General features: G+C 43.5%; 17 protein-coding genes. 11 read left to right on the top strand and 6 right to left on the bottom strand.

Translation table 11 applies throughout. The features are described 5' to 3' along the window. The first annotated feature begins 54 nt into the window (after window positions 1-54). Entirely contained in the window at window positions 55-2,058 is a 2,004-nt protein-coding gene (gene porE / locus VYM24_RS25095) for a PorE family type IX secretion system protein (RefSeq protein WP_291553053.1), read from the top strand. A gap of 4 nt (window positions 2,059-2,062) precedes the next feature. Here porE and VYM24_RS25090 read toward each other — a convergent pair whose 3' ends face one another. After that, window positions 2,063-3,424, bottom strand: a complete 1,362-nt coding sequence (locus VYM24_RS25090) for a dipeptidase (protein WP_330941137.1) — start codon at window positions 3,422-3,424, stop codon at window positions 2,063-2,065. Window positions 3,425-3,518: 94 nt separating this feature from the next. Beyond that, complete coding sequence (gene aroC / locus VYM24_RS25085) at window positions 3,519-4,595, bottom strand: chorismate synthase (protein ID WP_291553057.1); 1,077 nt, start codon at window positions 4,593-4,595, stop codon at window positions 3,519-3,521. A gap of 763 nt (window positions 4,596-5,358) precedes the next feature. On the opposite strand from aroC, the gene VYM24_RS25080 reads away from it, so the two are divergent. Continuing rightward, on the top strand, window positions 5,359-7,245 hold the full coding sequence (locus tag VYM24_RS25080) for a PCMD domain-containing protein (RefSeq protein ID WP_299088751.1): 1,887 nt from the start codon (window positions 5,359-5,361) through the stop codon (window positions 7,243-7,245). A gap of 279 nt (window positions 7,246-7,524) precedes the next feature. Here VYM24_RS25080 and VYM24_RS25075 read toward each other — a convergent pair whose 3' ends face one another. Beyond that, window positions 7,525-8,310, bottom strand: a complete 786-nt coding sequence (locus VYM24_RS25075; RefSeq protein WP_291553062.1) for a porin family protein — start codon at window positions 8,308-8,310, stop codon at window positions 7,525-7,527. Window positions 8,311-8,321: 11 nt separating this feature from the next. After that, window positions 8,322-9,425, bottom strand: a complete 1,104-nt coding sequence (locus tag VYM24_RS25070) for a PCMD domain-containing protein (RefSeq protein WP_330941136.1) — start codon at window positions 9,423-9,425, stop codon at window positions 8,322-8,324. A 132-nt stretch (window positions 9,426-9,557) separates the two neighbouring features. On the opposite strand from VYM24_RS25070, the gene VYM24_RS25065 reads away from it, so the two are divergent. Beyond that, window positions 9,558-10,844, top strand: coding sequence for an L-cysteine desulfidase family protein (locus VYM24_RS25065; protein WP_291553066.1), 1,287 nt, complete (start codon window positions 9,558-9,560; stop codon window positions 10,842-10,844). A 75-nt stretch (window positions 10,845-10,919) separates the two neighbouring features. On the opposite strand, the gene VYM24_RS25060 is transcribed toward VYM24_RS25065, so the two are convergent. Then, window positions 10,920-11,513, bottom strand: coding sequence for an FKBP-type peptidyl-prolyl cis-trans isomerase (locus VYM24_RS25060; RefSeq protein ID WP_330941135.1), 594 nt, complete (start codon window positions 11,511-11,513; stop codon window positions 10,920-10,922). A gap of 494 nt (window positions 11,514-12,007) precedes the next feature. Between VYM24_RS25060 and ilvD the strand changes: the two genes are divergently transcribed. The 5 genes from ilvD to ilvC all read left to right on the top strand — a co-directional run bounded on the left by ilvD (window position 12,008) and on the right by ilvC (window position 18,095). Continuing rightward, window positions 12,008-13,810 carry a dihydroxy-acid dehydratase gene (ilvD, locus tag VYM24_RS25055; RefSeq protein WP_044153287.1) on the top strand — a complete coding sequence of 601 codons (1,803 nt, stop codon included), beginning with the start codon at window positions 12,008-12,010 and terminating at the stop codon, window positions 13,808-13,810. A gap of 45 nt (window positions 13,811-13,855) precedes the next feature. Beyond that, window positions 13,856-15,550: a biosynthetic-type acetolactate synthase large subunit gene (ilvB, locus tag VYM24_RS25050; RefSeq protein WP_291553072.1), complete on the top strand. Its 1,695-nt coding sequence runs from the start codon at window positions 13,856-13,858 to the stop codon at window positions 15,548-15,550. A 137-nt stretch (window positions 15,551-15,687) separates the two neighbouring features. Beyond that, entirely contained in the window at window positions 15,688-16,257 is a 570-nt protein-coding gene (gene ilvN, locus VYM24_RS25045) for an acetolactate synthase small subunit (protein ID WP_007210376.1), read from the top strand. Further along, window positions 16,250-16,999 carry an acyl-[acyl-carrier-protein] thioesterase gene (locus VYM24_RS25040; protein ID WP_291553074.1) on the top strand — a complete coding sequence of 250 codons (750 nt, stop codon included), beginning with the start codon at window positions 16,250-16,252 and terminating at the stop codon, window positions 16,997-16,999. The genes ilvN and VYM24_RS25040 overlap by 8 nt, the downstream gene beginning before the upstream one ends. 52 nt (window positions 17,000-17,051) lie before the next feature. After that, window positions 17,052-18,095: a ketol-acid reductoisomerase gene (gene ilvC, locus VYM24_RS25035; RefSeq protein ID WP_330941134.1), complete on the top strand. Its 1,044-nt coding sequence runs from the start codon at window positions 17,052-17,054 to the stop codon at window positions 18,093-18,095. Window positions 18,096-18,444: 349 nt separating this feature from the next. Here the strand turns inward: ilvC and VYM24_RS25030 are convergent, their stop codons facing one another. After that, window positions 18,445-20,355, bottom strand: coding sequence for an AAA domain-containing protein (locus tag VYM24_RS25030; RefSeq protein WP_299088734.1), 1,911 nt, complete (start codon window positions 20,353-20,355; stop codon window positions 18,445-18,447). A 148-nt stretch (window positions 20,356-20,503) separates the two neighbouring features. On the opposite strand from VYM24_RS25030, the gene VYM24_RS25025 reads away from it, so the two are divergent. Genes VYM24_RS25025 through VYM24_RS25015 form a run of 3 tightly spaced genes read left to right on the top strand, consistent with a single transcriptional unit; the run spans window position 20,504 to window position 25,269 of the window. After that, window positions 20,504-22,747 carry an aconitate hydratase gene (locus tag VYM24_RS25025; protein ID WP_299088732.1) on the top strand — a complete coding sequence of 748 codons (2,244 nt, stop codon included), beginning with the start codon at window positions 20,504-20,506 and terminating at the stop codon, window positions 22,745-22,747. A gap of 4 nt (window positions 22,748-22,751) precedes the next feature. Further along, window positions 22,752-23,900, top strand: coding sequence for an NADP-dependent isocitrate dehydrogenase (gene icd / locus VYM24_RS25020; RefSeq protein ID WP_299088730.1), 1,149 nt, complete (start codon window positions 22,752-22,754; stop codon window positions 23,898-23,900). A gap of 25 nt (window positions 23,901-23,925) precedes the next feature. Then, window positions 23,926-25,269 (top strand): citrate/2-methylcitrate synthase, encoded by a 1,344-nt coding sequence (locus tag VYM24_RS25015; protein WP_044271693.1) that lies wholly within the window; start codon window positions 23,926-23,928, stop codon window positions 25,267-25,269. The last annotated feature ends 10 nt before the right edge of the window (window positions 25,270-25,279 follow it).

Here is a 25,279-nt window from a genome sequence, read left to right as displayed (position 1 = left end):
AATAATCTGCCGATTTTTCAGTTTATTAGAATGAGCAATGAAAAGTAATGGAGCATGAGATTATATAGGCGTTTTCTTTTCTTTTTCCTTTCTGTCGGTTTACTTCTCACTTCTTGTGGAGTGGGGCGGAGTTTGCGCCAGGCAGAGCAAAGCTATGCTCGTGGTGAATACTTTGATGCTGCCCGCCATTATAAAACCGCCTATACCCGTACTTCTCCGAAAGATCGTTCGCAACGGGGCGTATTGGCCTATAAACAAGGCGATTGTTACCGTCGCATCAATTATACATTGAAGGCTAAAGGCGCTTATATGAATGCTGTCCGTTATCGTTATCCGGATACTCTCTCTCATTTTTATCTGGCGGAAATGCTCCGTAAGAATGGTGAGTATGCGGCGGCTATACCTTATTATGAGAATTACCTTGCTTACGCACAGACCTTGCCTGCCGGGAAAGAACGTAAAGACTCTCTGACACAAATCGGACTCACTTCTTGTCGTCTGGCGCAGGAATGGAAAAAGAAGCCTACCCGGTATATTGTAAAACGGGTGCCTATTCTTGTTTCCCGCCGGAGCGATTATTCTCCTATGTATGCGGGAGATGATCCCGATATCTTGTATTTCACCTCTACCCGTAATGAAACGAAAGGTACTGACCTGAACGGTATTACCGGGATGAAAAGTGCTGATATATTTTATTCTAAACGGAATGAAAAGAAACAATGGCAGAAGCCTGAACCGCTTGCTTCGGAAGTGAATAGTGAGTTTGAAGAGGGGGCCTGCTCTTTTTCGTCGGATGGTAAAACAATGTATTTTACCCGCTGCCGGACCTTGCCCAATGCGCCTGCTTATGCCGAGATTTATGTTTCTCAGCGTGCCGGGGCAGAGTGGGGAGCTCCCCAGAAATGTGTAATTCTGAATGATACGCTTTCTTCTGTCGCTCATCCGGCGTTGTCTCCTGCGGGTGATTATCTTTATTTTGTATCTGATATGCCCGGTGGGCAGGGAGGGTTGGATTTGTGGCGTATTAACATAACCCGCGACGGTTTCGGCTATGTCGACAATCTGGGACCTGAAATAAACACCTCTGCTGATGAGATGTTTCCTGGCTTTTCACCGGATGGTACTTTGTATTTCTCTTCTACCGGACATCCCGGTATGGGGGGGCTGGATATCTTCCGTGCTATAACAGATAGCTTGACGGGGCGATGGCGTATTGAGAATATGCAGCCTCCGGTGAATTCACAGGGTGACGATTTCGGTATGACTTTTGAGCCCGGTGCTCCCAATCGGGGTTTCTTTTCTTCTAACCGTGGAGATGCCCGTGGCTGGGATCATATTTATAGTTTTGAGTTTCCTGAGGTACATCATGTCTTGAAAGGATTGGTATACGATAAGGAGGGAGATGCGCTCTCTGATGCGCTTGTCACTTTGGTGGGGGATGACGGTACTTATTTAAAGATAGACGTGAAGAAAGACGGTACTTTCACTCAAGAGCTCGAGCCGGGATGCCGTTATGCCCTGCTGGCCTCCTGCCGTGGCTATTTGAATGACAAAGAAGAAATGGCAACGGAAAATATTAATGAGGATCGTCTCTATGAACTTGAGTTTCCGTTATCTTCCATTACCCGCCCTGTACTGATAGAGAATATTTTTTATGAGTTTGATAAGGCTGATCTGACGTCAGAATCTACAGTGGCTCTGGATGAACTGATAGAGTTGCTGAATGACAATCCGAATGTTACTATCGAACTGTCTGCGCATTGCGATTATAAAGGAAATGATGATTATAATCTTCGTCTTTCGCAACGCCGTGCAGAGTCTGTTGTACGCTATCTTATTAAGGGAGGGATTGATCCGGAACGTCTTACACCGAAAGGATATGGTGAACAGCAACCTAAAACAGTGACCAAGTTTACGCTGAAATCAGCACCTTTCCTGAAAGAGGGGGATGTGTTGACAGAAGAGTTTATAAAAAATCTCCCGCCGGAACAGCAGGAGATTTGTAATGCGATTAACCGTCGTACAGAGTTCAAGGTGTTGAGGACAACTTTTAAATGAAGAATTAAGAATTAAGAATTAAATAAAACTCTACCACCGCTTCAATTCCTTTTCTGAAAATATCGAGCGGGAAGTTTTCGTTGGGTGAGTGAATGGCATTTGATTCTAATCCAAAGCCCATGAGCACTGTCTTAATGCCAAGTACCTGTTCGAACGTTGAAATGATAGGGATACTTCCTCCGCGCCGCACAGCCAGTGGCTTTTTCCCGAATGCTTTTTCAAAACCTTTCTCGGCGGCCTGATAGGCAGGCAGGCTGATAGGACATACATAACCTTGTCCTCCGTGCATCGGTGTCACCTTCACTTGTACCGTATCCGGAGCAATACTCCGAATATAATCGGCAAACATTTGCGAGATCTTGTGGTGGTCCTGATGCGGAACCAGACGGCAGGATACTTTTGCCGTAGCTTTGGATGGAAGTACCGTTTTAGAACCTTCACCGGTATATCCGCCCCAGATGCCGCAAACGTCGAATGAAGGACGACAACTGTTACGCTCCAGCGTACTGTAACCTTTTTCTCCGAACAGTTCTTTTACGCCAATAGCGGTTTTGTACTTTTCTTCATTAAACGGAATGTGTGCAATCATATCACGTTCTGCCTGCGGCACTTCTTCTACGTCATCGTAGAAACCGGGCACCGTGATGCGTCCATCCGCATCTACCACTTTGGCAATCATGCCGCATAGTACGTTGATGGGATTGGCAACAGCACCTCCAAAATGTCCTGAATGCAGGTCGCGATTAGGTCCGGTTACTTCTATTTCCCAATATGCCAGTCCGCGGAGTCCTGTAGTGAGTGAGGGTAAGTCCGCTCCTAGCATGCTGGTGTCGGATACCAGAATGACATCGGCTTTTAATAGTTCTTTATGATCTTCACAGAAAGATTCCAGACTGGGTGAGCCAATTTCTTCTTCACCCTCGAAAATGAACTTGACATTGTTCTTCAACATACCGTGCTTCACAAGGTATTCGAAAGCTTTCACTTGGATGAATGCTTGCCCTTTGTCATCATCCACACCGCGTGCCCAGATGTGTCCGTCACGTATTTCCGGTTCGAAAGGTTCACTTTTCCATAGTTCTAACGGCTCTGCGGGCATCACGTCGTAATGCGCATATATCAAAACTGTTTTTGCTGTAGGATCTACTGTCTTCTGTCCGAAAACAATCGGATTACCTTTGGAGGGCATCACCAATGCTTCGTCTGCACCGGCTTCAATCAGAAGTTGCGCCCAACGCTCTGCACAGGCCAGCATATCATCATGGTGTTCCGGTTTTGCACTGATACTTGGTATACGGATGAGGCTGAACAGGTCTTCCAGCATCTTGGGTTCATTCTCTGAAATGTATTTCTGTATTTCGTTCATAAATATATATAATAAAGTGATAGGAGGTGATAAGGTGGTAGAGTGATAGGGTGATGTCACTTTATCACCCTATTACTTTACCACTTTATCATTCTTATAATTGTGTAGTACGGTCAATAAGATAAAAGTCCAGTATGGTCATGGCGGCCATTGCCTCTACGATGGGTACTGCGCGTGGCAATACGCACGGATCATGGCGACCGCGGGCTTTCAGTGTGGTGTCTATTCCATCTATGTTGACCGTATGTTGCTCCATAAGTACGGTGGCTACAGGTTTGAATGCAACACGGAAGAAGATGTCCTGTCCGTTGCTGATGCCACCTTGAATACCACCGGAGTGATTGGTTTTCGTTTCAATACGTCCGCAGTTATTGAAGAATACATCGTTCTGTTCCGAACCTTTTTGCTTCAGGCCTTTAAATCCGTCACCGTATTCGAATGCTTTGGCAGCATTGATACTGAGCATGGCCGAGGCAAGCGAAGCGTGTAATTTGCCGAATACCGGTTGTCCCAGTCCGATAGGGCATCCTTTGATGACACACGTCACTACACCTCCGATGGTGTCACCTTCTCCCTTGATCTTGAAAATCAGCTCTTCCATTTCCTTCGCCTTTACAGGATCCGGACAACGTACGGGATTGGTATCTATAAGATCAAGGTCATAAGCGGTATAGTTTTCTTCCAGACGAATGGGGCCTACCTGCGAGGTATATGCCGTAATGTGTACCCCCAGCTGACGGAGTGCTTGTTTGGCAAGCGCACCTGCCACTACGCGTGAAATGGTTTCGCGTGCCGATGAACGTCCGCCACCGCGATAGTCGCGAATGCCGTATTTCACTTTATATGTATAATCCGCGTGCGAGGGGCGGTACACTTCCTTCATATTATCATAATCACTGGAATGTTGATTTTCGTTCCATACTATGAATCCGATGGGACATCCTGTCGATTTACCTTCGAAGATACCTGAAAGGAATTCTACTTTATCACCTTCCTTCCGTGCCGTTGTGATGAGGGATTGCCCGGGACGGCGACGATTCAGTTCCGCTTGCACGAAATCCATGTCAATGCGGATACCAGCGGGAAATCCATCAATGACGCCTCCGATGCCTTTACCATGTGACTCCCCAAAGCTGGTAAGGCGGAGAATGTTGCCGAATGAGTTGAACATAATCTTTTGCTTTAATGGTTTATGTATAAGGTTTATTCATGCCAAATCCTTTGAATAAAAGCTTTTGGATGCCTAAAGATAACAAATAGTTATGGATTTTTTCTCATGAGAAGGAAGAAATATTGTTTTTTTATGGAATGAGGTGTTTTTTATCCTGTGTTGAATTGTGCCAGGATCGTACCCGAACTGTATCTGAACCGTACTTGCTCCGTACATTTTTCGGTCAGAAGTACCTTTAGACGGAGAAACTACGGACTTGGTACGGAGCAAGTGCGTTCTGGGTGGGGTGAAAGTGGGGAAGAACTGGTATGAGAGGTTTATAATCCTATTCTCTATAAAATAAAGTATAGAAATGCCTATATAAATGGGGGATATTACAGAAAATATTAAAAAAAGGACAAAAATATTAATGTATTGACCTTGTTTGGTGTGGCAAAAAGCGGTTATTTTGCACCCCGAAAGTGATATGAAGAAAAGGCACGGCTATCCAGTGTTGGGAAGCTATTATTAACTGAACAACAAGGATTATAAAGAACAATTTGCTCTATTTATTTGTATATTGTTCTGGGTAAACGTTCTAATATACTTATATATCTATTGAAGATAAGTAAAGAGAAAATTAAAAATGGAACATTAAAATGTAGAACAGACCTTTTTTATGTGCATTATAAGCTGTTTCTTTGTGCCCGCGTAAACTTGTTTAATAAAAATAGAACATTGTTGCCTTCGTTGAGAAGGATTGTATTAACTAAACAACAGAATTATGAAGAAGAATTTATTTTATTTGTTTGCATTGATCTGCTCAATGAGTGTATTCACTGCTTGTAAAGATGACGAAGAGCCGGAAGTTCCTCCTACAGTAGAGGATGTAGTAGCTGAATATTCTGGAGAGAACCTCAAATTAGCAGTTGAAGGTGCGGGGGCTGTTGCACAAGATGCTAAAATTGAACTTGCTAAATCGGATGCTAGTGATAAAGTAACTATCGTTTTATTTAACGTGGTTCCTGGAGTTACTGAATTCAAAATACCTAATGCTGAATTTTCTGTAATAACGAAGAGCATCTATGCCAGTACCTTGAAAGGAGAGGTTTCAGATGATGTATCTGGGTACAATGTAAAAGTAGAAGGTACGGTTGATGAGAAGGTGTTGACAGCTAATGTGACATTGACGGAAATAGAAGGTGATACGGTAAACGTAACTTCTTTCTATAAAAAGGTATATAAAGGTGATATGGATATTAATGTATCTAATATTCCTAATCCGGTAACAATGGAACAGCGTGTTTACATCAGCAAACCTTATTCTTATAAAATGGAGCAAAGAGATACAGCTATGATAAAATTAGCTATTAAGAACTTTGCTTTTGAGGGAATTGAGCTGGGTGATATCACAGTAGATACTATTCCTGTAGTAAAAAGAGGTGAGGTCTATGCTTTTGGAGCAGAAGCCAGAATATTGAAGTTACAAGATCCTATCGGTGAAGTGACCGCTGATCTGAATGGTACGATTATCGGTGAAGATATGACTTTAAAACTTAATATTGATGCACTGGGATTGAAAGTAAAAGTTGATTTCCAAGGTGGAAGTGTAGTTGAGAGTCAGACTATAAATATGGAAGAAATGATCATCGAAAGTGATGCAGTTCTGGAACAGAAAAAGACGGGTACTACAGCTCTGACACTGAAGATTTGGGATAATACTCCGGATAAAGATTTGCTGATAACCCCTAGCTATAAAGTGACAGATAAAGGTTCGGTTGAGTACATTTTGGTACATGTAGCCGGTCAAGACGATGTGCGTCTGTCTCAGGACCAGATAGATGGTAAGCAGCCAATTGACTTTTCCGTATTGAAGGGCAGCGATGATTATATTAAATATCATATGGTAGCAGAAGATCCTAATACAACTAAAGATTTTCTTATTAAGATAGAGCGTTTTGTTACAACTATGGTGTTTGATATGAAAGAATGGGGAGAAAAGGATCCGGTAGGTCTGACTTCTTCTAATGATGCGGCTACTTTATTGCCCTTAATGGGAATTATTATGCCTGATGATCCGAAACTTCCTGTAGTGAAAGCTGCTGATGGTGCTGCCCGGGTAACTACTTTCAAAACATTAACAAAAGAAGGAAATAATCCTACTTTGGTACCTGCAATAACTGCCGGAACTTTATTCTCTGGTGTTTTTAGCATTAATATTACGAATACGTTGAAGAGTACTAAATTTGGTTTGCCTTATAACAAGAAGCCTAGTAAGTTTACTTTTACTTATAAATATACTCCGGGTTCACCTGTGTATCAAAGTGTAACAAAGGATGGTAGGAATCATGCTGTGCTTGTTGATGATAAGGAAGTAGATCAATGCTCTATAGCAGCTTATTTATTTGAGGTGAGCAGCTATGATGAAGCTTTGGATGGTACGAATGTCAATACGTCTGATAAGGTTATTCTGAAAGCTGAATTAACAGACGGAACAGCAAAGAGTGATTATCAAACATTAACTGTTGATTTCAAAGAAACTGGTAATGGTTCATATGATGCAACTAAGAAATATAAGTTGGCTATTGTATGTACTTCCAGTAAATGGGGCGACCAGTTTATGGGAGCTGATTTGAGTAGCTTGTACGTGAAATATTTAGCTGTGGAATAATTTCTTGTAACAATAGAAAATCTCATAAATAGAAATCTCCTGCCTTAAACTAGGCAGGAGATTTTTTATTAGGGGGTAATCTCAATGTGTACTATTGTAAAGTAAGTAGTAGTTCTATTTATGGAGATTGGTTTTGCTATATTAGTATTATCAAGAATATCATTTCTTGGAAGTATCTGCGATAGAGTGTAAAGGGAGAGGTGGAGAATATTCTAAAAATATAAGGCAATTAATTCATTAGGAACTAATTGCCTTATATTTTTCTATTACTGAATATCCTTAGAAAGCATATCCGAATCCAACGTTCAGATAAATAGGATACATATTGAAAGTGATTGTCTGGAAGTCTTTATTGAAGATATTATTTAATCCCCAAGTGATATCTCCATGTACCGTAAGACGTTTGAAAGCCCTCCAACTTGCGCCGGCTTGTACGCCCCATTGGAAAGAACGCAAATCATCAGAAAAGTCATAAGGAGCTGTGTTGTCTCCGGTAAATTCCACTTTAGTACCTGTAGGATCTTCTTTCCTTAAATATCCTTCAGAAACATATCCGTTAAAGTCTCCATTGGTTTTGAATGAGATATACGGACCAGCACTTAGTCTGACGCGATTACTAAGCTGATAAGTAGCTAGTACGGGAATAGAGAAGTATGCAGCTCGGAATTTAGTTTTTACATCACCAGTCCAGTTACCCGACAGACGTTCGCCTCCTCCTCCAATGATTTCCATACTATAATTTTTTACACGAGCATCAGCTTCCATACCTTTGTTCTCAATCTTTATACCTAATGTCATTCCCCAATTTTTCTTTTTGGTGAACCATTTTGTGATATTTCCTTCTATAGAAAGGTAGATATTAGGACTGTATCCTGTCAATGCTCTAATTTCTTGAGGCAGAGGGAGGGGAGTAGCTCCACCGATATTTATACCGGCTTTTATTTCATATTCTAATCCATGCAGTGAAGACCAGATAATACCGTGATTTCTTTCTTCTTGTGCATGAGCGATATTCACAGTGCTTACTAGTGTCAACAGGCAAATAAATACTATAATCTTTTTCATTTGTTCTGACTTTAATGCATATAACTTAATTCTACCTCATCAATATATAGAGTACTTCCTACTGCTCCTTCAAATAAATCACCTTTGATACTTGAAGCAAATACGATAGCAAGGTTGTAACCGTCATTTTGTAGTTTTTCCAAATCAACTTCTTTACCCGGTTTATTAACGAAGGTAAGATTGAATAAGGTCCAATCGTCTGTTTCTTTTGCATCGGAGATACGTGCAACAGATATAATGTGCGGATCGGTGAAGATATTTGTACCGTCTAGTGAATTCAGGTTTGCATCTGTTTCATAGAATACGCCGTAGATATCGCACATATCTTTTCTTCCACTGACCGGTTTCCCTGCTACAGTAAAGGTTTCTCCTGCTTTGTATTTATAATAACCTTTCAGAGATACAGGTACGTGGTTAAAGGGGACTCCAAATTTGGTTGCTTTCACCACTTCAGGAATTACAATTTTGAAGCTTCCCGTGAATAAATTCCCGGAAGCAATATACATTTCTAATTTGGCACCTAAGTCACCGGTGCTTTTAGTCGTTAGTTTTACACAACTTCCTACTTTTCCATTAGGAGAAGGACTGGTGGGGTAATCATCGGCAGCAGCTTGTACTCCAGTATAATTGAAACCTTCATTGGCATTTGCCCATTTCAACAAATTACCTATAGCATCAGTTTCCTGGAAATTGTAAAAGATAGGTTGCCCATTCTTATCATTTACGGGTATTGCTTCTTCAAAATGAAAACTAGTAGGAATACCAGAATACATGGCACTTACCTTGTACTGTTTTGTCCACTGTCTATCTTCTGATGTGACCGTATAGAATAGTGGCTTTTTATCTGTTCCTGTAAAGTCTCGCATAGTTCCACTGGCCGGTTCAATAGTTGCTCCCGGCGTAAGAGTGAATTCAGGAGCTAATTTTGTAATATCTGCTCCTTTTTTCAGTGGTAGGGTGATTTCGTCGTTACCAATGATCGGTTCTCGGTTTAATACACCTCCCGGAACAGAACATGTTTCGATATCTGCTTCTGCATTAAGCGCTTCGTCTTGTATACAAGAAGATATGGCAAATGCCAAAAAGAAACACGAGGTTAGCGTTTTAATCTTCATTTAATTCAGTTTTTGGTTATTAATAATGTAAAACTCGGGCGCAAAGTTAAGTTTCTTTTTTGAAATAGAAGACTTTGCGCACGTATTAAAAACATTTTTTCTAAATTTGTGTCCATTAAAATCAGTGAAATAATGATAACGGAAACGGAGAGAAAACGGATAATAGACCTGATACATCAGGAAGTGGTGCCGGCTATTGGGTGTACAGAGCCCATTGCTGTAGCATTGTGCGTAGCTAAAGCAACAGAAACACTGGGGACAAAGCCGGAAAAAATTAATGTGTTGCTAAGTGCTAATATTCTGAAAAACGCTATGGGAGTAGGCATTCCGGGTACCGGAATGATTGGCTTACCCATTGCTATTGCCTTGGGTGCGCTGATAGGAAAATCAGAATATCAGTTGGAAGTGTTAAAAGACAGCACGCCTGATGTAGTGGAAGAGGGGAAACGTTTCATTGAGGAAAAGCGTATTCATATTTCGTTGAAAGAGAATATTGAAGAGAAATTGTATATTGAAGTATGCTGTGAGGCCGGAGATGATAAAGCAACAGCTGTGATTGCCGGAGGACATACCACCTTTATATATATAGAACGTAACGGAGAAGTCCAATTTCAGAAACAACATACTGCAAGCTGTGAAAAAGAAGAGGAATGCCTGGAACTGACTTTACGTAAAGTTTATGATTTTGCGCTGAACACTCCACTGGATGAGATCAGTTTTATTCTTGAAACAGCCCGCTTGAATAAGGCGGCTGCCGAACGTTCTTTTGAAGGCAACTATGGTCATGGTCTGGGTAAGATGTTGCGTGGTACTTATGAACATAAAGTGATGGGAGATAGTGTCTTCTCACATATTTTGTCTTATACATCAGGTGCCTGTGATGCTCGTATGGCAGGGGCTATGATTCCGGTAATGAGCAATTCCGGTAGTGGAAATCAAGGTATCTCTGCCACTTTGCCTGTACTGGTTTACGCTGAAGAGAATGATAAATCCGAAGAAGAACTGATACGTGCTCTGATGTTGAGTCATCTGACGGTGATCTACATTAAACAAAGCTTGGGGCGTTTGTCCGCTTTATGTGGCTGTGTGGTTGCTGCTACAGGTTCCAGTTGCGGTATTACTTGGTTGATGGGAGGAACTTACGACCAGGTGGCTTATGCCGTTCAGAATATGATAGCCAACCTTACGGGTATGATTTGTGACGGTGCGAAGCCCAGCTGTGCGTTGAAAGTAACCACTGGTGTATCTACCGCTGTTCTTTCTGCCATCATGGCTATGGAAAACCGTTGTGTAACTTCTGTAGAAGGTATTATTGATGAAGATGTGGATCAGAGTATCCGTAATCTGACCAAGATAGGATCGAAAGGAATGAATGAGACGGATAAATTGGTGCTGGAGATAATGACAGGGAAGAATTGACAATTGACAGTTGACAATTGACAGTTACTGCGCTGTATGCTGCATAGTAATTGTCAATTGTCAACTGTCAATTGTTTAATGATTGCATCCGCATCCACATCCCTGGTGATCGTGATCGCCGCATCCGTCGCCGCAACCGTCACCACAGCTATCGCAACCGCAACTGCATCCACCGCCACTCATCATACGAGCGATTTCAGCTAATTCTTCATTGGTTGCCGGGCGGCTTTCTATTACTTCACCTACAAAGTTCAGGTCGCAACCTGCCAAGGGGTGATTTATATCCATTACCACTACGTCTGCTTTAATTTCTTGTACGGTTCCGTTGATACGTTGACCTTCAGAGGTCATCAAAGGCACTACGTTACCGGCTACAATACGTTCGCTATCGAACTTACCATCTACTTCAAAGATTTGCTTCGGAAGGTCGATTACATGTTCTTCGTCAAAGTCACCGTAAGCATCTGCACAAGCGATTGTGAAATCAAACTTGTCACCTGCTTTCAGGTCTTTCACCTGATCTTCGAAAGACTCTAAAGTCAGACCCAGACCGGAAATGAACTGGAACGGATGTTCTGCAGTGGCTTCTTCGGTGAAATCTTTTTCACCATCTTCTATAGCGTATAATTTATAAGCTACGGTAATGTACTTGTTTTCTACTGTTTCCATTAATATATTCCTACTGTTTTAAGTTAGTAATTCCTGTTTTTTCTTTTTGGAAGGGACAAAGATACGAATAATTTAGTTGGCGAATGAGTAAGCTCTTGTAATTTTCAGATTATTAAATGCTTCAAGCCCTCTTGAATAATTCCTGTTCATGGTAGCGAATTACTCAGATTTGCCTTGAATAAGTGATAAAATAAGATTTTAATGCGGGGTTTTCTTACGATTAATCATAATAATCTCATTTTTTTCTTCAAATTGTTTGGAGTTTATAAAAAAGCCCTTACCTTTGCAGCACGATTAACGAAAACAGTAAAGTAAATAAAGTTATGAACTTACATACATCTATTAACCTGGCAGTCCTGCATATTATTCGCGTCGTGGTCCTGGAATCAAGAGCGTGAGAAAGGTTGTGTATGTATTCGTACGTTAAGATATCAATTTAGGAGCCTTTCTCACCATATGTGAGGAAGGCTTTTTAATTAAAAGGAGATTTGAAGATGAAACACCAATTACGCAGTTCGTTCAGCACGCAAGGCCGCCGTATGGCAGGGGCTCGTGCGTTGTGGATGGCAAATGGCATGAAGAAGGAGCAATTAGGAAAACCTATTATCGCAATTGTCAACTCATTTACACAGTTTGTTCCGGGACATGTGCATCTGCACGAAATCGGACAACAGGTGAAAGCTGAGATTGAGAAGCTGGGATGCTTTGCTGCCGAATTCAACACGATTGCCATTGACGATGGTATTGCGATGGGACACGATGGAATGCTTTATTCGCTTCCTTCACGCGACATCATTGCCGACAGCGTAGAGTATATGGTGAACGCGCATAAAGCGGATGCGATGGTTTGCATCAGTAACTGTGACAAGATTACTCCGGGTATGTTGATGGCGGCGATGCGCCTTAATATCCCTACTGTATTCGTTTCAGGCGGACCGATGGAAGCCGGTGAATGGAACGGTCAGCATCTGGATTTGATCGATGCTATGATTAAGTCGGCTGATGAAAGTGTAAGTGATGCCGATGTGGCTCAGATAGAACAACATGCTTGTCCTTCTTGTGGTTGTTGTTCCGGTATGTTTACCGCTAACTCGATGAACTGTCTGAATGAAGCTATCGGACTGGCATTGCCGGGCAATGGTACGATTGTGGCTACTCATGCCAATCGTACACAACTGTTCAAGGATGCTGCCAAACTGATTGTTGAAAATGCTTATAAATATTATGAAGATGGGGATGACAGTGTGCTCCCCCGTAGCATCGCTACCCGTCAGGCTTTTCTGAATGCCATGACGCTGGATATTGCGATGGGGGGGTCTACCAACACAGTGCTTCACCTCCTGGCTGTAGCACACGAGGCAGAGGCAGATTTCAGTATGGATGACATCGATATGCTGTCACGTAAGACTCCCTGTCTGTGTAAGGTTGCTCCGAATACTCAGAAGTATCACATTCAAGATGTAAATCGTGCCGGAGGCATCATCGCTATCATGAGCGAGCTTGCCAAAGGCGGATTAGTCGATACGAACGTAAAGCGTGTAGACGGTATGACGCTGGCGGATGTAATCGACAAATACGGTATTACCAGCCCGAATGTTTGCGAAGAAGCTGTGAAGAAATATAAGAGCGCAGCTGCCGGAAAGTTCAATCTGGTACTGGGTTCGCAAGATGTCTATTATAAAGAATTGGATACTGACCGTGCCGGAGGTTGCATTCGCGATCTGGAACATGCTTATAGCAAAGACGGTGGTCTGGCAGTACTGAAAGGTAATATCGCTCAGGATGGCTGTGTAGTGAAAACGGCAGGTGTGGATGAAAGCATTTGGAAATTTACGGGTCCTGCTAAAGTGTTCGATTCACAGGACGCTGCTTGCGATGGTATCCTTGCTGGAAAAGTGGTCAGCGGTGATGTTGTGGTCATCACACACGAAGGTCCGAAAGGCGGTCCCGGTATGCAGGAAATGCTCTATCCGACTTCTTATATCAAATCGCGCCATCTGGGCAAGGAATGTGCACTGATTACGGACGGTCGTTTCAGTGGCGGTACGTCAGGATTGAGTATCGGACATATTTCTCCCGAAGCGGCTGCCGGAGGTAATATCGGTAAGATTCAGGATGGTGACATCATCGAGATTGATATTCCCGGACGTGCTATCAACGTCAAACTGACGGATGAGGAACTAGCTGCCCGCCCGATGACTCCCGTCACCCGTCAACGCGAAGTTTCAAAGAGCTTGAAGGCATATGCCAGTATGGTAAGTTCTGCCGATAAGGGTGCAGTGAGACTGATTGATTAACCGAGAATTGACAAATGAAATAGAATTCCATTATCCATTAATAGAATGAAAGATATAATAACAGGCGCTGAAGCATTGATGCGTTCCTTGGAATATCAGGGAGCAAAGACCATTTTCGGATATCCGGGTGGCTCCATCATGCCGGTATTTGACGCTTTATACGACCACCGGAAGACATTGAACCACATCTTGGTTCGACACGAACAGGGTGCTACTCATGCCGCGCAAGGTTTTGCCCGCGTATCAGGCGAAGTAGGTGTTTGTCTGGTGACGAGTGGTCCCGGAGCGACAAATACGATAACAGGTATCGCAGATGCTATGATAGACAGTACCCCTTTGGTAGTAATTGCCGGTCAGGTAGGTACAGGATTCCTTGGGACGGATGCTTTTCAGGAAGTTGACCTGGTAGGTATTACGCAGCCTATCACGAAGTGGAGCTATCAGATACGTAGTGCCGAAGATGTGCCTTGGGCTGTAGCCCGCGCTTTCTATGTTGCAAAAAGCGGTCGTCCCGGTCCTGTTGTATTGGACTTTGCCAAGAATGCACAAGTAGAGAAAAGTGAATATACTCCTGCCAAGTTGGATTACATCCGTAGTTACCAGCCTGTTCCCGAAATGGATGAAGAGGCTGTGTGCCAGGCTGCTGAATTGATCAATAGCGCTGAACGTCCGTTGGTATTGGTGGGACAGGGGGTTGAGTTAGGCGATGCACAACAGGAGCTACGCGCTTTCATTGAAAAAGCTGGAATGCCTGCCGGTTGTACGCTGTTGGGACTTTCTGCTTTGCCTACCGCACATCCTTTAAATAAAGGTATGCTGGGTATGCATGGCAACCTGGGACCGAACATCAATACGAATAAGTGCGATGTACTTATCGCCGTAGGTATGCGCTTTGACGACCGTGTAACCGGAAAGCTGGATACGTATGCCAAACAGGCGAAAATCATTCATTTCGATATAGACCCTGCTGAGATAGATAAGAATGTGAAGACAGATATTGCCGTGTTGGGTGACTGTAAGGAGACTCTTGCTGCCGTTACGGCACTTCTGAAACCTGCTACTCACCAGGAATGGTTGGATAGCTTCTTACCTTACGAGAAAGTGGAGGAAGAAAAGGTGATCCGTCCTGAATTGCATCCGGCAAGCAAATCTTTGAGTATGGGAGAAGTGATCCGTGCCGTAAGTGAGGCAACGAATCATGAAGCTGTATTGGTTACTGATGTTGGTCAGAATCAGATGATGTCTGCCCGTTACTTTAAGTATAGTAAGGAACGTAGCATTGTAACTTCCGGTGGATTGGGTACGATGGGCTTCGGACTTCCTGCAGCGATCGGTGCAACTTTCGGACGTCCCGACCGCACTGTATGTGTATTTATGGGTGATGGTGGTTTGCAAATGAACATTCAGGAGATGGGAACCATTATGGAACAGAAGGCTCCCGTTAAGATGATCTTGCTGAATAATAACTTCCTGGGGAATGTACGCCAGTGGCAAGCGATGTTCTTCAATCGTCGCTATTCGTTCACTCCGATGCTGAATCCGGATTATATGAAGATAGCTTCTGCCTACGACATCCCTTCACACCGTGTAATGACGCGTGAAGAACTGAAAGGTGCAATAGAGGAAATGCTTGCTACGGATGGGCCGTTCCTATTGGAAGCCTGCGTTATGGAAGAAGGCAATGTATTGCCGATGACACCTCCGGGTGGTTCGGTAAACCAGATGTTGCTGGAATGCTAACATAATGAAGAATTAAGAATGAAGAATTTCAAGAAAGAACTGAAAAATGAAAGATGCAGTTTCTGCACCGCAATTCTTCATTCATCATTCATCATTCTTAATTTTTCATTCTTAATTCTTAATTCTTAATTTGAAATATGGATAAGACATTATATACGATAATCGTTCATTCGGAGAACTTCGCCGGTTTGCTGAATCAGGTAACCGCAGTGTTTACCCGTCGCCAAATCAATATCGAGAGTCTGAATGTTTCGGCTTCGTCCATCAAGGGCGTACATAAGTACACCATTACCGCATGGACGGATAAAGATACCATTGAGAAAGTGACCAAGCAAATCACCAAGAAGATAGATGTGCTGCAAGCGCACTACTTTACGGATGATGAGATTTATCAGCACGAAATTGCATTGTATAAGATAACAACCCCGATACTGGAAGAAAAACCGGAGGTATCGAAAGTGATCCGTAAGTATAATGCACGTATCGTAGAGGTGAACGCTGTGTTTGCTATCGTAGAGAAGAATGGTATGGGTGAAGAAATCACTAATCTTTATGACGAGCTGCGTGCTCTTGATTGTGTACTTCAGTTTGTCCGTTCAGGACGTGTGGCTATCACCACAAGCTGCTTCGAACGTGTGAACGAATACCTTGCCGACCGTGAAACGAAATATCGCTTGAAAAAAGAGAAGGAGCAAAACAATGAGTGAGAATGATAAGATAGGAAAATACAAGTTCGTAGCGGAACCCTTTCACGTGGACTTCACCGGACGCCTCACCATGGGGGTGCTGGGCAATCACTTGCTGAACTGTGCCGGCTTCCATGCCAGCGACCGTGGATTTGGTATAGCTACGCTGAATGAAGATAACTACACATGGGTACTCTCCCGCCTTGCCATCGAACTGGATGAAATGCCTTTTCAGTATGAAGACTTTACCATCTGGACTTGGGTGGAGAATGTGTACCGCCTTTTCACAGATCGTAACTTTGCCCTGTTGGACAAAGACGGAAGGAAGATTGGTTATGCACGTTCCATATGGGCCATGATTAACCTCAATACCCGCAAGCCTGCCGATTTGCTGGCATTGCATGGAGGTAGCATTGTAGATTATGTGTGCGATGAACCTTGCCCTATTGAGAAACCTTCACGTATCAAAGTGACTTCTACCGAACCGGTAGCTACACTGAAAGCTAAATACAGTGATATCGACATCAACGGACATGTGAACAGCATCCGCTACATCGAACATATCATGGATTTGTTTCCGATAGAGATGTATAAAGAAAATCGTATCCGTCGTTTTGAAATGGCCTATGTAGCTGAGAGCTATTACGGTGACGAGCTTACGCTCTATAAAGATGAGTTGGGAGACGGAATTTTCGATATTGAAGTGAAAAAGAATGGCAGCGAAGTCGTTTGTCGTTCGAAAGTGATATTTACAGAGAAATAATTTTATTAATCATTAGCTGGCGCAAGCCACAAATAAAAAACTAAAAAAGAAAATGGCACAATTGAATTTTGGCGGTGTTACTGAGAATGTAATGACCCGCGAAGAATTTCCTTTGGAAAAAGCACGTGAAGTTTTGAAAGATGAAACAATTGCAGTGATCGGTTATGGTGTACAGGGACCGGGACAGGCATGTAACCTGCGCGATAACGGTTTCAACGTAATCGTTGGACAACGTCCGGGTAAGACTTATGAGAAAGCGATAGCTGACGGATGGGTACCGGGTGAAACACTGTTTGGCATTGAGGAGGTTTGTGAGAAAGGTACTATCATTATGTGCTTGTTGTCTGATGCAGCCGTAATGTCTGTATGGCCTACTATCAAACCTTATCTGACTCCGGGAAAAGCTCTTTACTTCTCTCATGGTTTTGCTATCACTTGGAGCGACCGTACAGGTGTAGTTCCTCAGAAAGATATCGACGTAATCATGGTAGCTCCTAAAGGTTCGGGTACTTCATTGCGTACTATGTTCCTCGAAGGCCGTGGCTTGAACTCTTCTTATGCTATTTATCAGGATGCTACAGGCAAGGCTATGGATCGTACCATCGCATTGGGTATCGGTGTAGGTTCAGGATATTTGTTTGAAACTACTTTCCAACGTGAGGCTACTTCTGACCTGACAGGTGAACGCGGTTCATTGATGGGAGCTATTCAGGGATTGCTGTTGGCTCAGTATGAAGTATTGCGTGAAAACGGTCATACTCCGTCAGAAGCATTCAATGAAACGGTAGAAGAATTGACTCAGTCATTGATGCCCCTATTCGCTAAGAATGGTATGGACTGGATGTATGCTAACTGTTCTACTACTGCACAACGCGGTGCTCTGGACTGGATGACTCCGTTCCACGATGCTATCAAGCCGGTAGTACAGAAATTGTATGCAAGCGTTAAGTCTGGTAATGAGGCTCAGATCTCTATCGACAGCAACTCTCAACCTGATTACCGTGAGAAACTGAACGAAGAACTTCGTCAGTTGCGCGAAAGCGAAATGTGGCAGACTGCTGTTACGGTTCGTCAGTTGCGTCCGGAAAATAACTAATCCTTCTTGGGGATAAGAATAAAAATGCCCGAATCCTTGATTTCGGTGTTTCAATGTAGTATATTTGTAACCGTAATCCTGATTTAAGTTCGGGAAGAAGACAATGGGAGGAGTAACGTAAGTTGCTCCTCTCTTTTTGTATAATAAGGTATGAAATTGTTGAAAACATATCTTCTTTTGAAGTAAAACATACGATGTAATTGCTCAAAACATACCATCTGTTGGGGTAAAACAGATAATGTAATGGAGGTAAACGCATCATCTGTTTCAGCGAAACAAGAACAGATGGTTTAAATTCCTTTTGTTCTGTTAATGCTCCGTAAATCTGCTCTTGACAAGAATGAGGAGATTAGTCCCGGTGAGGTGACTCATCTTGTGGTTTTACAGTTCCCGTATATTCCAGAAATTTGTGATAAAAAGTATGATGGGCTAAAGTGGCGGCTTCTCCTAATATCACCAGCTTCATGCGGGCACGGGTTATGGCGACATTCATTCTTCGCAGGTCGTTGAGGAAGCCTATCTGCCCATCTTCGTTGGCACGGACAAGGCTGATGAAAATGACATCACGTTCCTGTCCCTGAAAACCATCTACGGTGTTGACAGTGAGCAAGCTGCGATACGGTTTAAGTGAACCGCTTGCTTTAATCTTATTGCGAAGATATTGCACCTGGGCTTTGTATGGGGAAATTATACCGAAATCGATCCGCTCTTCTAACACGCGTTTTCCACCTATCCGGTTAATATAAACTTTTAATTCCTGAAGAAGTAAATCTGCTTCTGCTTTATTGATACGCCCGAATGTTTCTCCTATAAACTCTTCTTTAAAATCCATGTCAGAAGTATCTATCCAGCTGATAGGAGTGTCCCAGTCGAGAATACCGCGGTATCGTATCTCAGGAGCCGCTTGTAGTTCTCCATTATAAAACCACTGAGAAGGAAATTTCATGATATCCTCGTGCATACGATATTGTACCTTCAATAGGGAGACGGTGCTAGGTTTATTGGCAACCACTCTTTCCATTAATGTACATTCGAGGCCTCCACGGGCAGCTTCGTAACATTTTATAGTAGGTGGAAGCTGGCAATGATCGCCTGCCAGTACTACACGGTCGGCTTTGCGAATAGCTATCCAACAGGCGGCTTCCAGGGCTTGGGCAGCTTCATCAATAAAAAGTGTACCGAAGTGACGCCCGTTCAGTATACGGTGATTGCTGCTGACAAGGGTGGAGGCTATGACATGGGCATTGTCAAAAAGATCGGCATTGATTTGTATTTCCAATTGTGTGGCACGATCACGCAGGCGACTCATACGATTGCGGGCGCTTTCACGTTCCTCATAACTACCCCGATGTTTGCCGCCCATTTCACGCATAGCTTTACGGATACTCCATAGTTCAGAATAGGCCGGATGCCCTTCGAAGCGGCGCTCATAAGTGAATGAAAGCATTTTGTCGTTTACCCGGGTGGGATTGCCAATGCGCAGGACATTTACGCCACGATCTACGAGTTTTTCACAGATCCAGTCGACAGCAGTATTACTTTGGGCACAAACCAGTACTTGCGGTTCGCGGTGCAATGTTTCATAGATAGCTTCTACGAGAGTAGTTGTTTTTCCTGTTCCCGGAGGTCCGTGTACAATAGAAACATCGCGGGAGTTCAGTACTTTGTTCACTGCATTTTCCTGTGTAGAGTTCAGCCAAGGGAAACGGACGGGGTAGAGTTCACGGAATCCGGGTTTTAAAGTTCCCAACATGATATCTCTCAATTCTGCCAATCGATTGCCCTTAGCGCGAATTACATCGGAGAGTGCTTCGAACATAGTGCGGTAGGACGTTTCATCAAAATAAAGCTGCACTCCGAGGTTTTCGGCAGATTGCACTTCCAGTATAGCACCTGCACCGGGCATCGCAACAACCATACGTGTTTCGTTGGCATAACTGATAGTACCAATGGAATTGAAATATGTGATCTTTTCGTCGTATCCTTTACGGAAAAAACAGACGGGACGCCCGAATTCAAAATTATGTTCTATATCAGTATCTTCCGTATGTGTAATTTCTATTACTAATTGATTCAGTGAATTGTAGTAACTTCGTCCGGGAGTGGCAGGATACCAACAGAGTCCCCGTTTCACCTTGCGGGCGATACCCATGGTTTCAGTCTGTCTTTTGAATTCTTCTTTTTCGAATTCATATTCCATACGCAGGAGCAGTTCTTGTTGCTGAAGATGGTCTGTTGGAGAAAGGAGGTTATTGCTCATATTATTATTAAATCTCTTACAAAGGTAATCATTCTTCGCTTTTGCACGAAGAAAAGCTTTAATTTGTTAAACCTTTAACGATTTTAATTTGTTTATTATATTAATTTGTAATCTTTACAATATTGGAAAACTAAAAATAAATGTGATTATGGTGTATGACGTAACTATGTTAAAGGCCTTTTATGCTTCTTATAAGGGGAAAATGGAACACGTGCGGGCTATACTGCAACGTCCGCTGACATTAGCAGAAAAGATTTTGTATACTCATCTGTTTGATGAGAAGGGGGTAAAAGACTACAATCGGGGAGAAGATTATGTAAACTTCCGCCCTGACCGTGTAGCAATGCAGGATGCAACCGCTCAAATGGCATTGCTGCAATTTATGAATGCAGGTCGTGAACAAGTTGCTGTACCTTCAACGGTGCATTGCGACCATCTGATACAGGCCTATAGAGGAGCCCGGGAAGATATTGCCACTGCTACCAAGACAAACGAAGAAGTATACGATTTTTTGCGTGATGTTTCTTCCCGATACGGCATCGGCTTCTGGCAACCGGGTGCGGGTATTATTCATCAGGTGGTATTGGAAAATTATGCCTTTCCTGGTGGAATGATGGTAGGTACGGATTCGCATACGCCCAATGCAGGTGGTCTGGGTATGGTTGCCATCGGCGTCGGTGGTGCCGATGCAGTGGATGTGATGACCGGTATGGAATGGGAATTGAAAATGCCCCGTTTGATTGGTGTACATCTGAAAGGTGAATTAAATGGTTGGGCGGCTCCAAAAGATGTGATTCTGAAGTTGGCAGGTATCCTGACGGTTAAAGGCGGTACAAATGCAATCATTGAATATTTTGGACCGGGCACGGCTTCTTTGTCTGCTACCGGTAAGGCAACTATTTGTAATATGGGTGCCGAAGTCGGCGCCACTACGTCACTTTTCCCTTATGATGATCGTATGGCTACTTATCTGAAAGCCACAGGAAGGGAAGAAGTGGCAGAGATGGCTGATTCTGTGGCGGGTGATCTTCGTGCAGATGCCGACATCATGATTGCCCCGGAGAAGTATTACGACCGGGTAATTGAGATTGACCTTTCCAGGCTGGAACCTTATATTAATGGTCCTTTTACTCCCGATGCTGCTACGCCTATTTCTGAATTTGCAGAAAAAGTATTGGTTAACGGTTATCCGCGCAAGATGGAAGTCGGATTGATAGGTTCATGCACCAATTCATCCTATCAGGATTTAAGTCGTGCCGTTTCCTTGGCGCGCCAAGTTGAAGAGAAGCACCTGAAAGTAGCCGCTCCCCTGATTGTGAACCCCGGTTCCGAACGGATACGGGCTACAGCAGAGCGGGATGGTATGATAGGAACTTTTGAAAAAGTCGGTGCTACAATTATGGCAAATGCCTGCGGTCCCTGTATTGGTCAGTGGAAACGTGAGACAGATAACCCTACTCGCAAAAATTCTATCGTAACCTCTTTCAACCGTAATTTTGCTAAACGTGCAGACGGTAATCCGAATACGTATGCCTTTGTCGCTTCCCCCGAATTGACGATGGCACTGACGATTGCCGGAGATCTTTGTTTCAATCCGCTGACAGATGTATTGGTGAATCGTGAAGGTGAAAAGGTAAAACTCTCCGAGCCTGTGGGTGAAGAATTGCCACCGAAAGGATTTGCCGAAGGTAGCGAAGGGTATATAGCCCCCAGCAGTGAAAAGGTGGAAATCAATGTGAATCTCCATTCGCAACGGCTTCAATTGCTACAACCATTCCCTGCCTGGGAAGGAACCGATTTACTTAATATGCCGTTGCTGATTAAGGTACAGGGTAAATGTACTACAGACCATATTTCAATGGCGGGGCCGTGGCTTCGTTTCCGTGGGCATCTGGAGAATATCTCAGACAATATGCTGATGGGTGCTGTAAATGCTTTCAATGGAGAAACTAACAGTGTCTGGAATCGTTCGACTAATATGTACGGTCCGGTTTCCGGTACGGCAAAGATGTATAAGTCCGAAGGAATTTCTTCCATTGTAGTAGCCGAAGAGAATTATGGTGAAGGTTCCAGTCGTGAACATGCCGCTATGGAGCCCCGTTTCCTGAAGGTCCGTGTGATTCTGGCAAAGAGTTTTGCCCGTATCCATGAAACGAACCTAAAGAAACAAGGTATGCTGGCATTGACTTTTGTGGATAAAGCCGATTATGATAAGATTCAGGAACATGATTTAATTTCGGTAATCGGATTGATGGACTTTGCTCCCGGCCGTAATCTTAAGATTGTCCTTCACCACGAAGATGGTACGAAGGATAGCTTCGAAGCTCAACATACGTATAATGAACAGCAGATAGGCTGGTTTCGTGCCGGTTCTGCTCTTAATGCAAGATAGAAAGATGGATAAAATTACAGTACCTTTTATTACAGGTGATGGGGTAGGAGTTGAAATAACTCCTTCTATGCAAGCTATTGTGAATGCTGCCGTGCAGAAAGCATATAGTGGACAACGGCAAATTGAATGGATGGAAGTGTGGGCAGGCGAACGGGCTTTTGAAAAATGTGGCCTGTGGTTACCTGATGAAACAATGGAAGCTTTTCGTGATTACAAGGTGGGTATCAAAGGTCCGCTGACGACCCCTGTCGGTGGTGGTATCCGTTCACTGAACGTGGCATTGCGCCAGACATTGGATTTGTATGTATGCCTGCGGCCGGTTCGTTGGTATCAGGGCATTCACTCTCCGGTTCGTCATCCGGAGAAGGTGAACATGTGTGTATTCCGTGAAAATACGGAAGATATTTATGCGGGTATTGAGTGGGAAGCCGGTACACCGGAGGCTGAGAAGTTCTATAAGTTTCTGCATGATGAAATGGGGGTGAAGAAAGTACGGTTCCCCAAGACATCTTCTTTCGGTGTAAAACCTGTTTCAAAAGAAGGAACGGAACGGTTGGTGCGCGCTGCCTGCCGGTATGCACTTGAGAATAATCTGCCTTCCGTGACATTGGTACACAAGGGAAATATAATGAAGTTTACCGAAGGCGGTTTCAAAAAGTGGGGTTACGAACTAGCTGAACGTGAATTTGGAGAAGCATTGGCTGACGGAAAGCTGGTGATAAAAGATTGCATTGCGGATGCTTTCCTGCAAAATACCTTGTTGGTTCCTGAAGAATACTCTGTGATTGCTACCCTTAACCTGAATGGAGATTATGTTTCCGATCAGTTGGCTGCCATGGTGGGCGGTATCGGTATTGCTCCCGGAGCAAATATCAACTACCAGACCGGACATGCCATCTTTGAAGCCACTCATGGCACGGCACCGAATATTGCAGGTAAAAATATTGTGAACCCCTGTTCCATCATTCTGTCTGCTGTAATGATGCTCGAATACTTTGGTTGGAAAGAATCTGCTTCCCTGATAGAACATGCGCTGGAACGAAGTTTCCTTGATGCCCGTGCTACCGCCGACCTGGCGCGCTTCATGCCCGGCGGCGTCTCTTTGTCCACTTCTGCCTTTACCCGGGAGATAGTGGAAAGAATTGAAAAATAATACTAACGATTAAAACGATACGAAAATGAAGAAGGAATATTTAGTTTATAAGCTTTCCGAGGATATGAAGGAAGCGGTTCGGATTGATACCGAATTATTCTCCAAATTTGATGTGAAGCGCGGTTTGCGCAATGAAGACGGCACGGGTGTTTTGGTTGGACTCACCAGAATTGGTAATGTGGTGGGTTATGAACGTGTTCCGGGCGGCGGCTTGAAACCTATCCCGGGTAAGCTGTTCTACCGGGGATATGATGTGGAAGATATTGTCCACGCTTTTGTGAAAGAGAAACGTTTTGGATTCGAGGAAGTGGCTTATCTGTTACTGTCCGGTAATTTGCCTGATAAGGAAGAGTTGGCTTCTTTCCGTGAACTGATTAATGATAATATGCCGTTGGAACAGAAGACTAAGATGAATATTATCGAACTGGAAGGGAATAATATTATGAATATTTTGGCACGCAGTGTACTCGAGATGTATCGTTTTGACCCTGCTGCCGATGATACTTCCCGCGACAACCTGATGCGTCAGAGTATAGACCTCATCTCCAAATTTCCCACTATCATTGCCTATGCATACAATATGCTTCGACATGCCACCTTCGGTCGTTCCTTGCATATCCGTCATCCGCAGGAGAATCTTTCTATTGCCGAAAATTTCCTTTATATGCTGAAACGTAATTATACACAGCTGGATGCCCGCACCCTTGACCTCTTGCTGGTGCTTCAGGCTGAACATGGTGGCGGTAACAACTCAACTTTCACTGTTCGTGTCACTTCTTCTACCGGAACAGATACGTATTCGGCAATTGCTGCAGGTATCGGTTCGTTGAAAGGCCCGCTTCATGGTGGTGCAAATATTCAGGTGGCTGATATGTTCCATCACTTACAGGAGAATATTCAGGACTGGACAAGCGTGGATGAGATCGACACTTACTTTACCCGTATGCTGAATAAGGAAGTTTATAACAAGACCGGATTAATTTATGGTATCGGACATGCTGTTTATACGATTTCCGATCCACGTGCTATCTTACTGAAAGAACTGGCTCGTGATCTTGCCCGCGAAAAGGGTAAAGAGCGCGAGTTTGCTTTTCTTGAGCTCTTGGAGGAACGTGCTATCGAAACTTTCGGTCGCGTGAAGAATAATGGAAAGACGGTATCGAGCAACGTCGATTTCTATTCTGGCTTTGTTTATGAAATGATTGGATTACCGCAGGAAATCTTTACACCGTTGTTTGCTATGGCTCGTATCGTCGGTTGGTGTGCACACCGTAATGAAGAATTGAACTTTGAAGGTAAGCGTATCATTCGTCCCGCATACAAAAATGTGCTTGAAGATACGACCTATGTACCTATCAAGAAACGATAAAGACGAGTAA

It is taken from the genome of Bacteroides sp. MSB163, assembly GCF_036416795.1.
Classification (GTDB): domain Bacteria; phylum Bacteroidota; class Bacteroidia; order Bacteroidales; family Bacteroidaceae; genus Bacteroides; species Bacteroides maternus.
Note: the sequence above shows the minus strand (reverse complement) of the source record. Positions and strands in the feature narration are given on the sequence as shown.

Bases quoted from the DNA above. Each gene is read 5' to 3' on its own strand.
- porE (WP_291553053.1), top strand. From the start codon at position 55: ATGAGATTATATAGGCGTTTTCTTTTCTTTTTCCTTTCTGTCGGTTTA.
- VYM24_RS25090 (WP_330941137.1), bottom strand. From the start codon at position 3,424: ATGAACGAAATACAGAAATACATTTCAGAGAATGAACCCAAGATGCTG.
- aroC (WP_291553057.1), bottom strand. From the start codon at position 4,595: ATGTTCAACTCATTCGGCAACATTCTCCGCCTTACCAGCTTTGGGGAG.
- VYM24_RS25080 (WP_299088751.1), top strand. From the start codon at position 5,359: ATGAAGAAGAATTTATTTTATTTGTTTGCATTGATCTGCTCAATGAGT.
- VYM24_RS25075 (WP_291553062.1), bottom strand. From the start codon at position 8,310: ATGAAAAAGATTATAGTATTTATTTGCCTGTTGACACTAGTAAGCACT.
- VYM24_RS25070 (WP_330941136.1), bottom strand. From the start codon at position 9,425: ATGAAGATTAAAACGCTAACCTCGTGTTTCTTTTTGGCATTTGCCATA.
- VYM24_RS25065 (WP_291553066.1), top strand. From the start codon at position 9,558: ATGATAACGGAAACGGAGAGAAAACGGATAATAGACCTGATACATCAG.
- VYM24_RS25060 (WP_330941135.1), bottom strand. From the start codon at position 11,513: ATGGAAACAGTAGAAAACAAGTACATTACCGTAGCTTATAAATTATAC.
- ilvD (WP_044153287.1), top strand. From the start codon at position 12,008: ATGAAACACCAATTACGCAGTTCGTTCAGCACGCAAGGCCGCCGTATG.
- ilvB (WP_291553072.1), top strand. From the start codon at position 13,856: ATGAAAGATATAATAACAGGCGCTGAAGCATTGATGCGTTCCTTGGAA.
- ilvN (WP_007210376.1), top strand. From the start codon at position 15,688: ATGGATAAGACATTATATACGATAATCGTTCATTCGGAGAACTTCGCC.
- VYM24_RS25040 (WP_291553074.1), top strand. From the start codon at position 16,250: ATGAGTGAGAATGATAAGATAGGAAAATACAAGTTCGTAGCGGAACCC.
- ilvC (WP_330941134.1), top strand. From the start codon at position 17,052: ATGGCACAATTGAATTTTGGCGGTGTTACTGAGAATGTAATGACCCGC.
- VYM24_RS25030 (WP_299088734.1), bottom strand. From the start codon at position 20,355: ATGAGCAATAACCTCCTTTCTCCAACAGACCATCTTCAGCAACAAGAA.
- VYM24_RS25025 (WP_299088732.1), top strand. From the start codon at position 20,504: ATGGTGTATGACGTAACTATGTTAAAGGCCTTTTATGCTTCTTATAAG.
- icd (WP_299088730.1), top strand. From the start codon at position 22,752: ATGGATAAAATTACAGTACCTTTTATTACAGGTGATGGGGTAGGAGTT.
- VYM24_RS25015 (WP_044271693.1), top strand. From the start codon at position 23,926: ATGAAGAAGGAATATTTAGTTTATAAGCTTTCCGAGGATATGAAGGAA.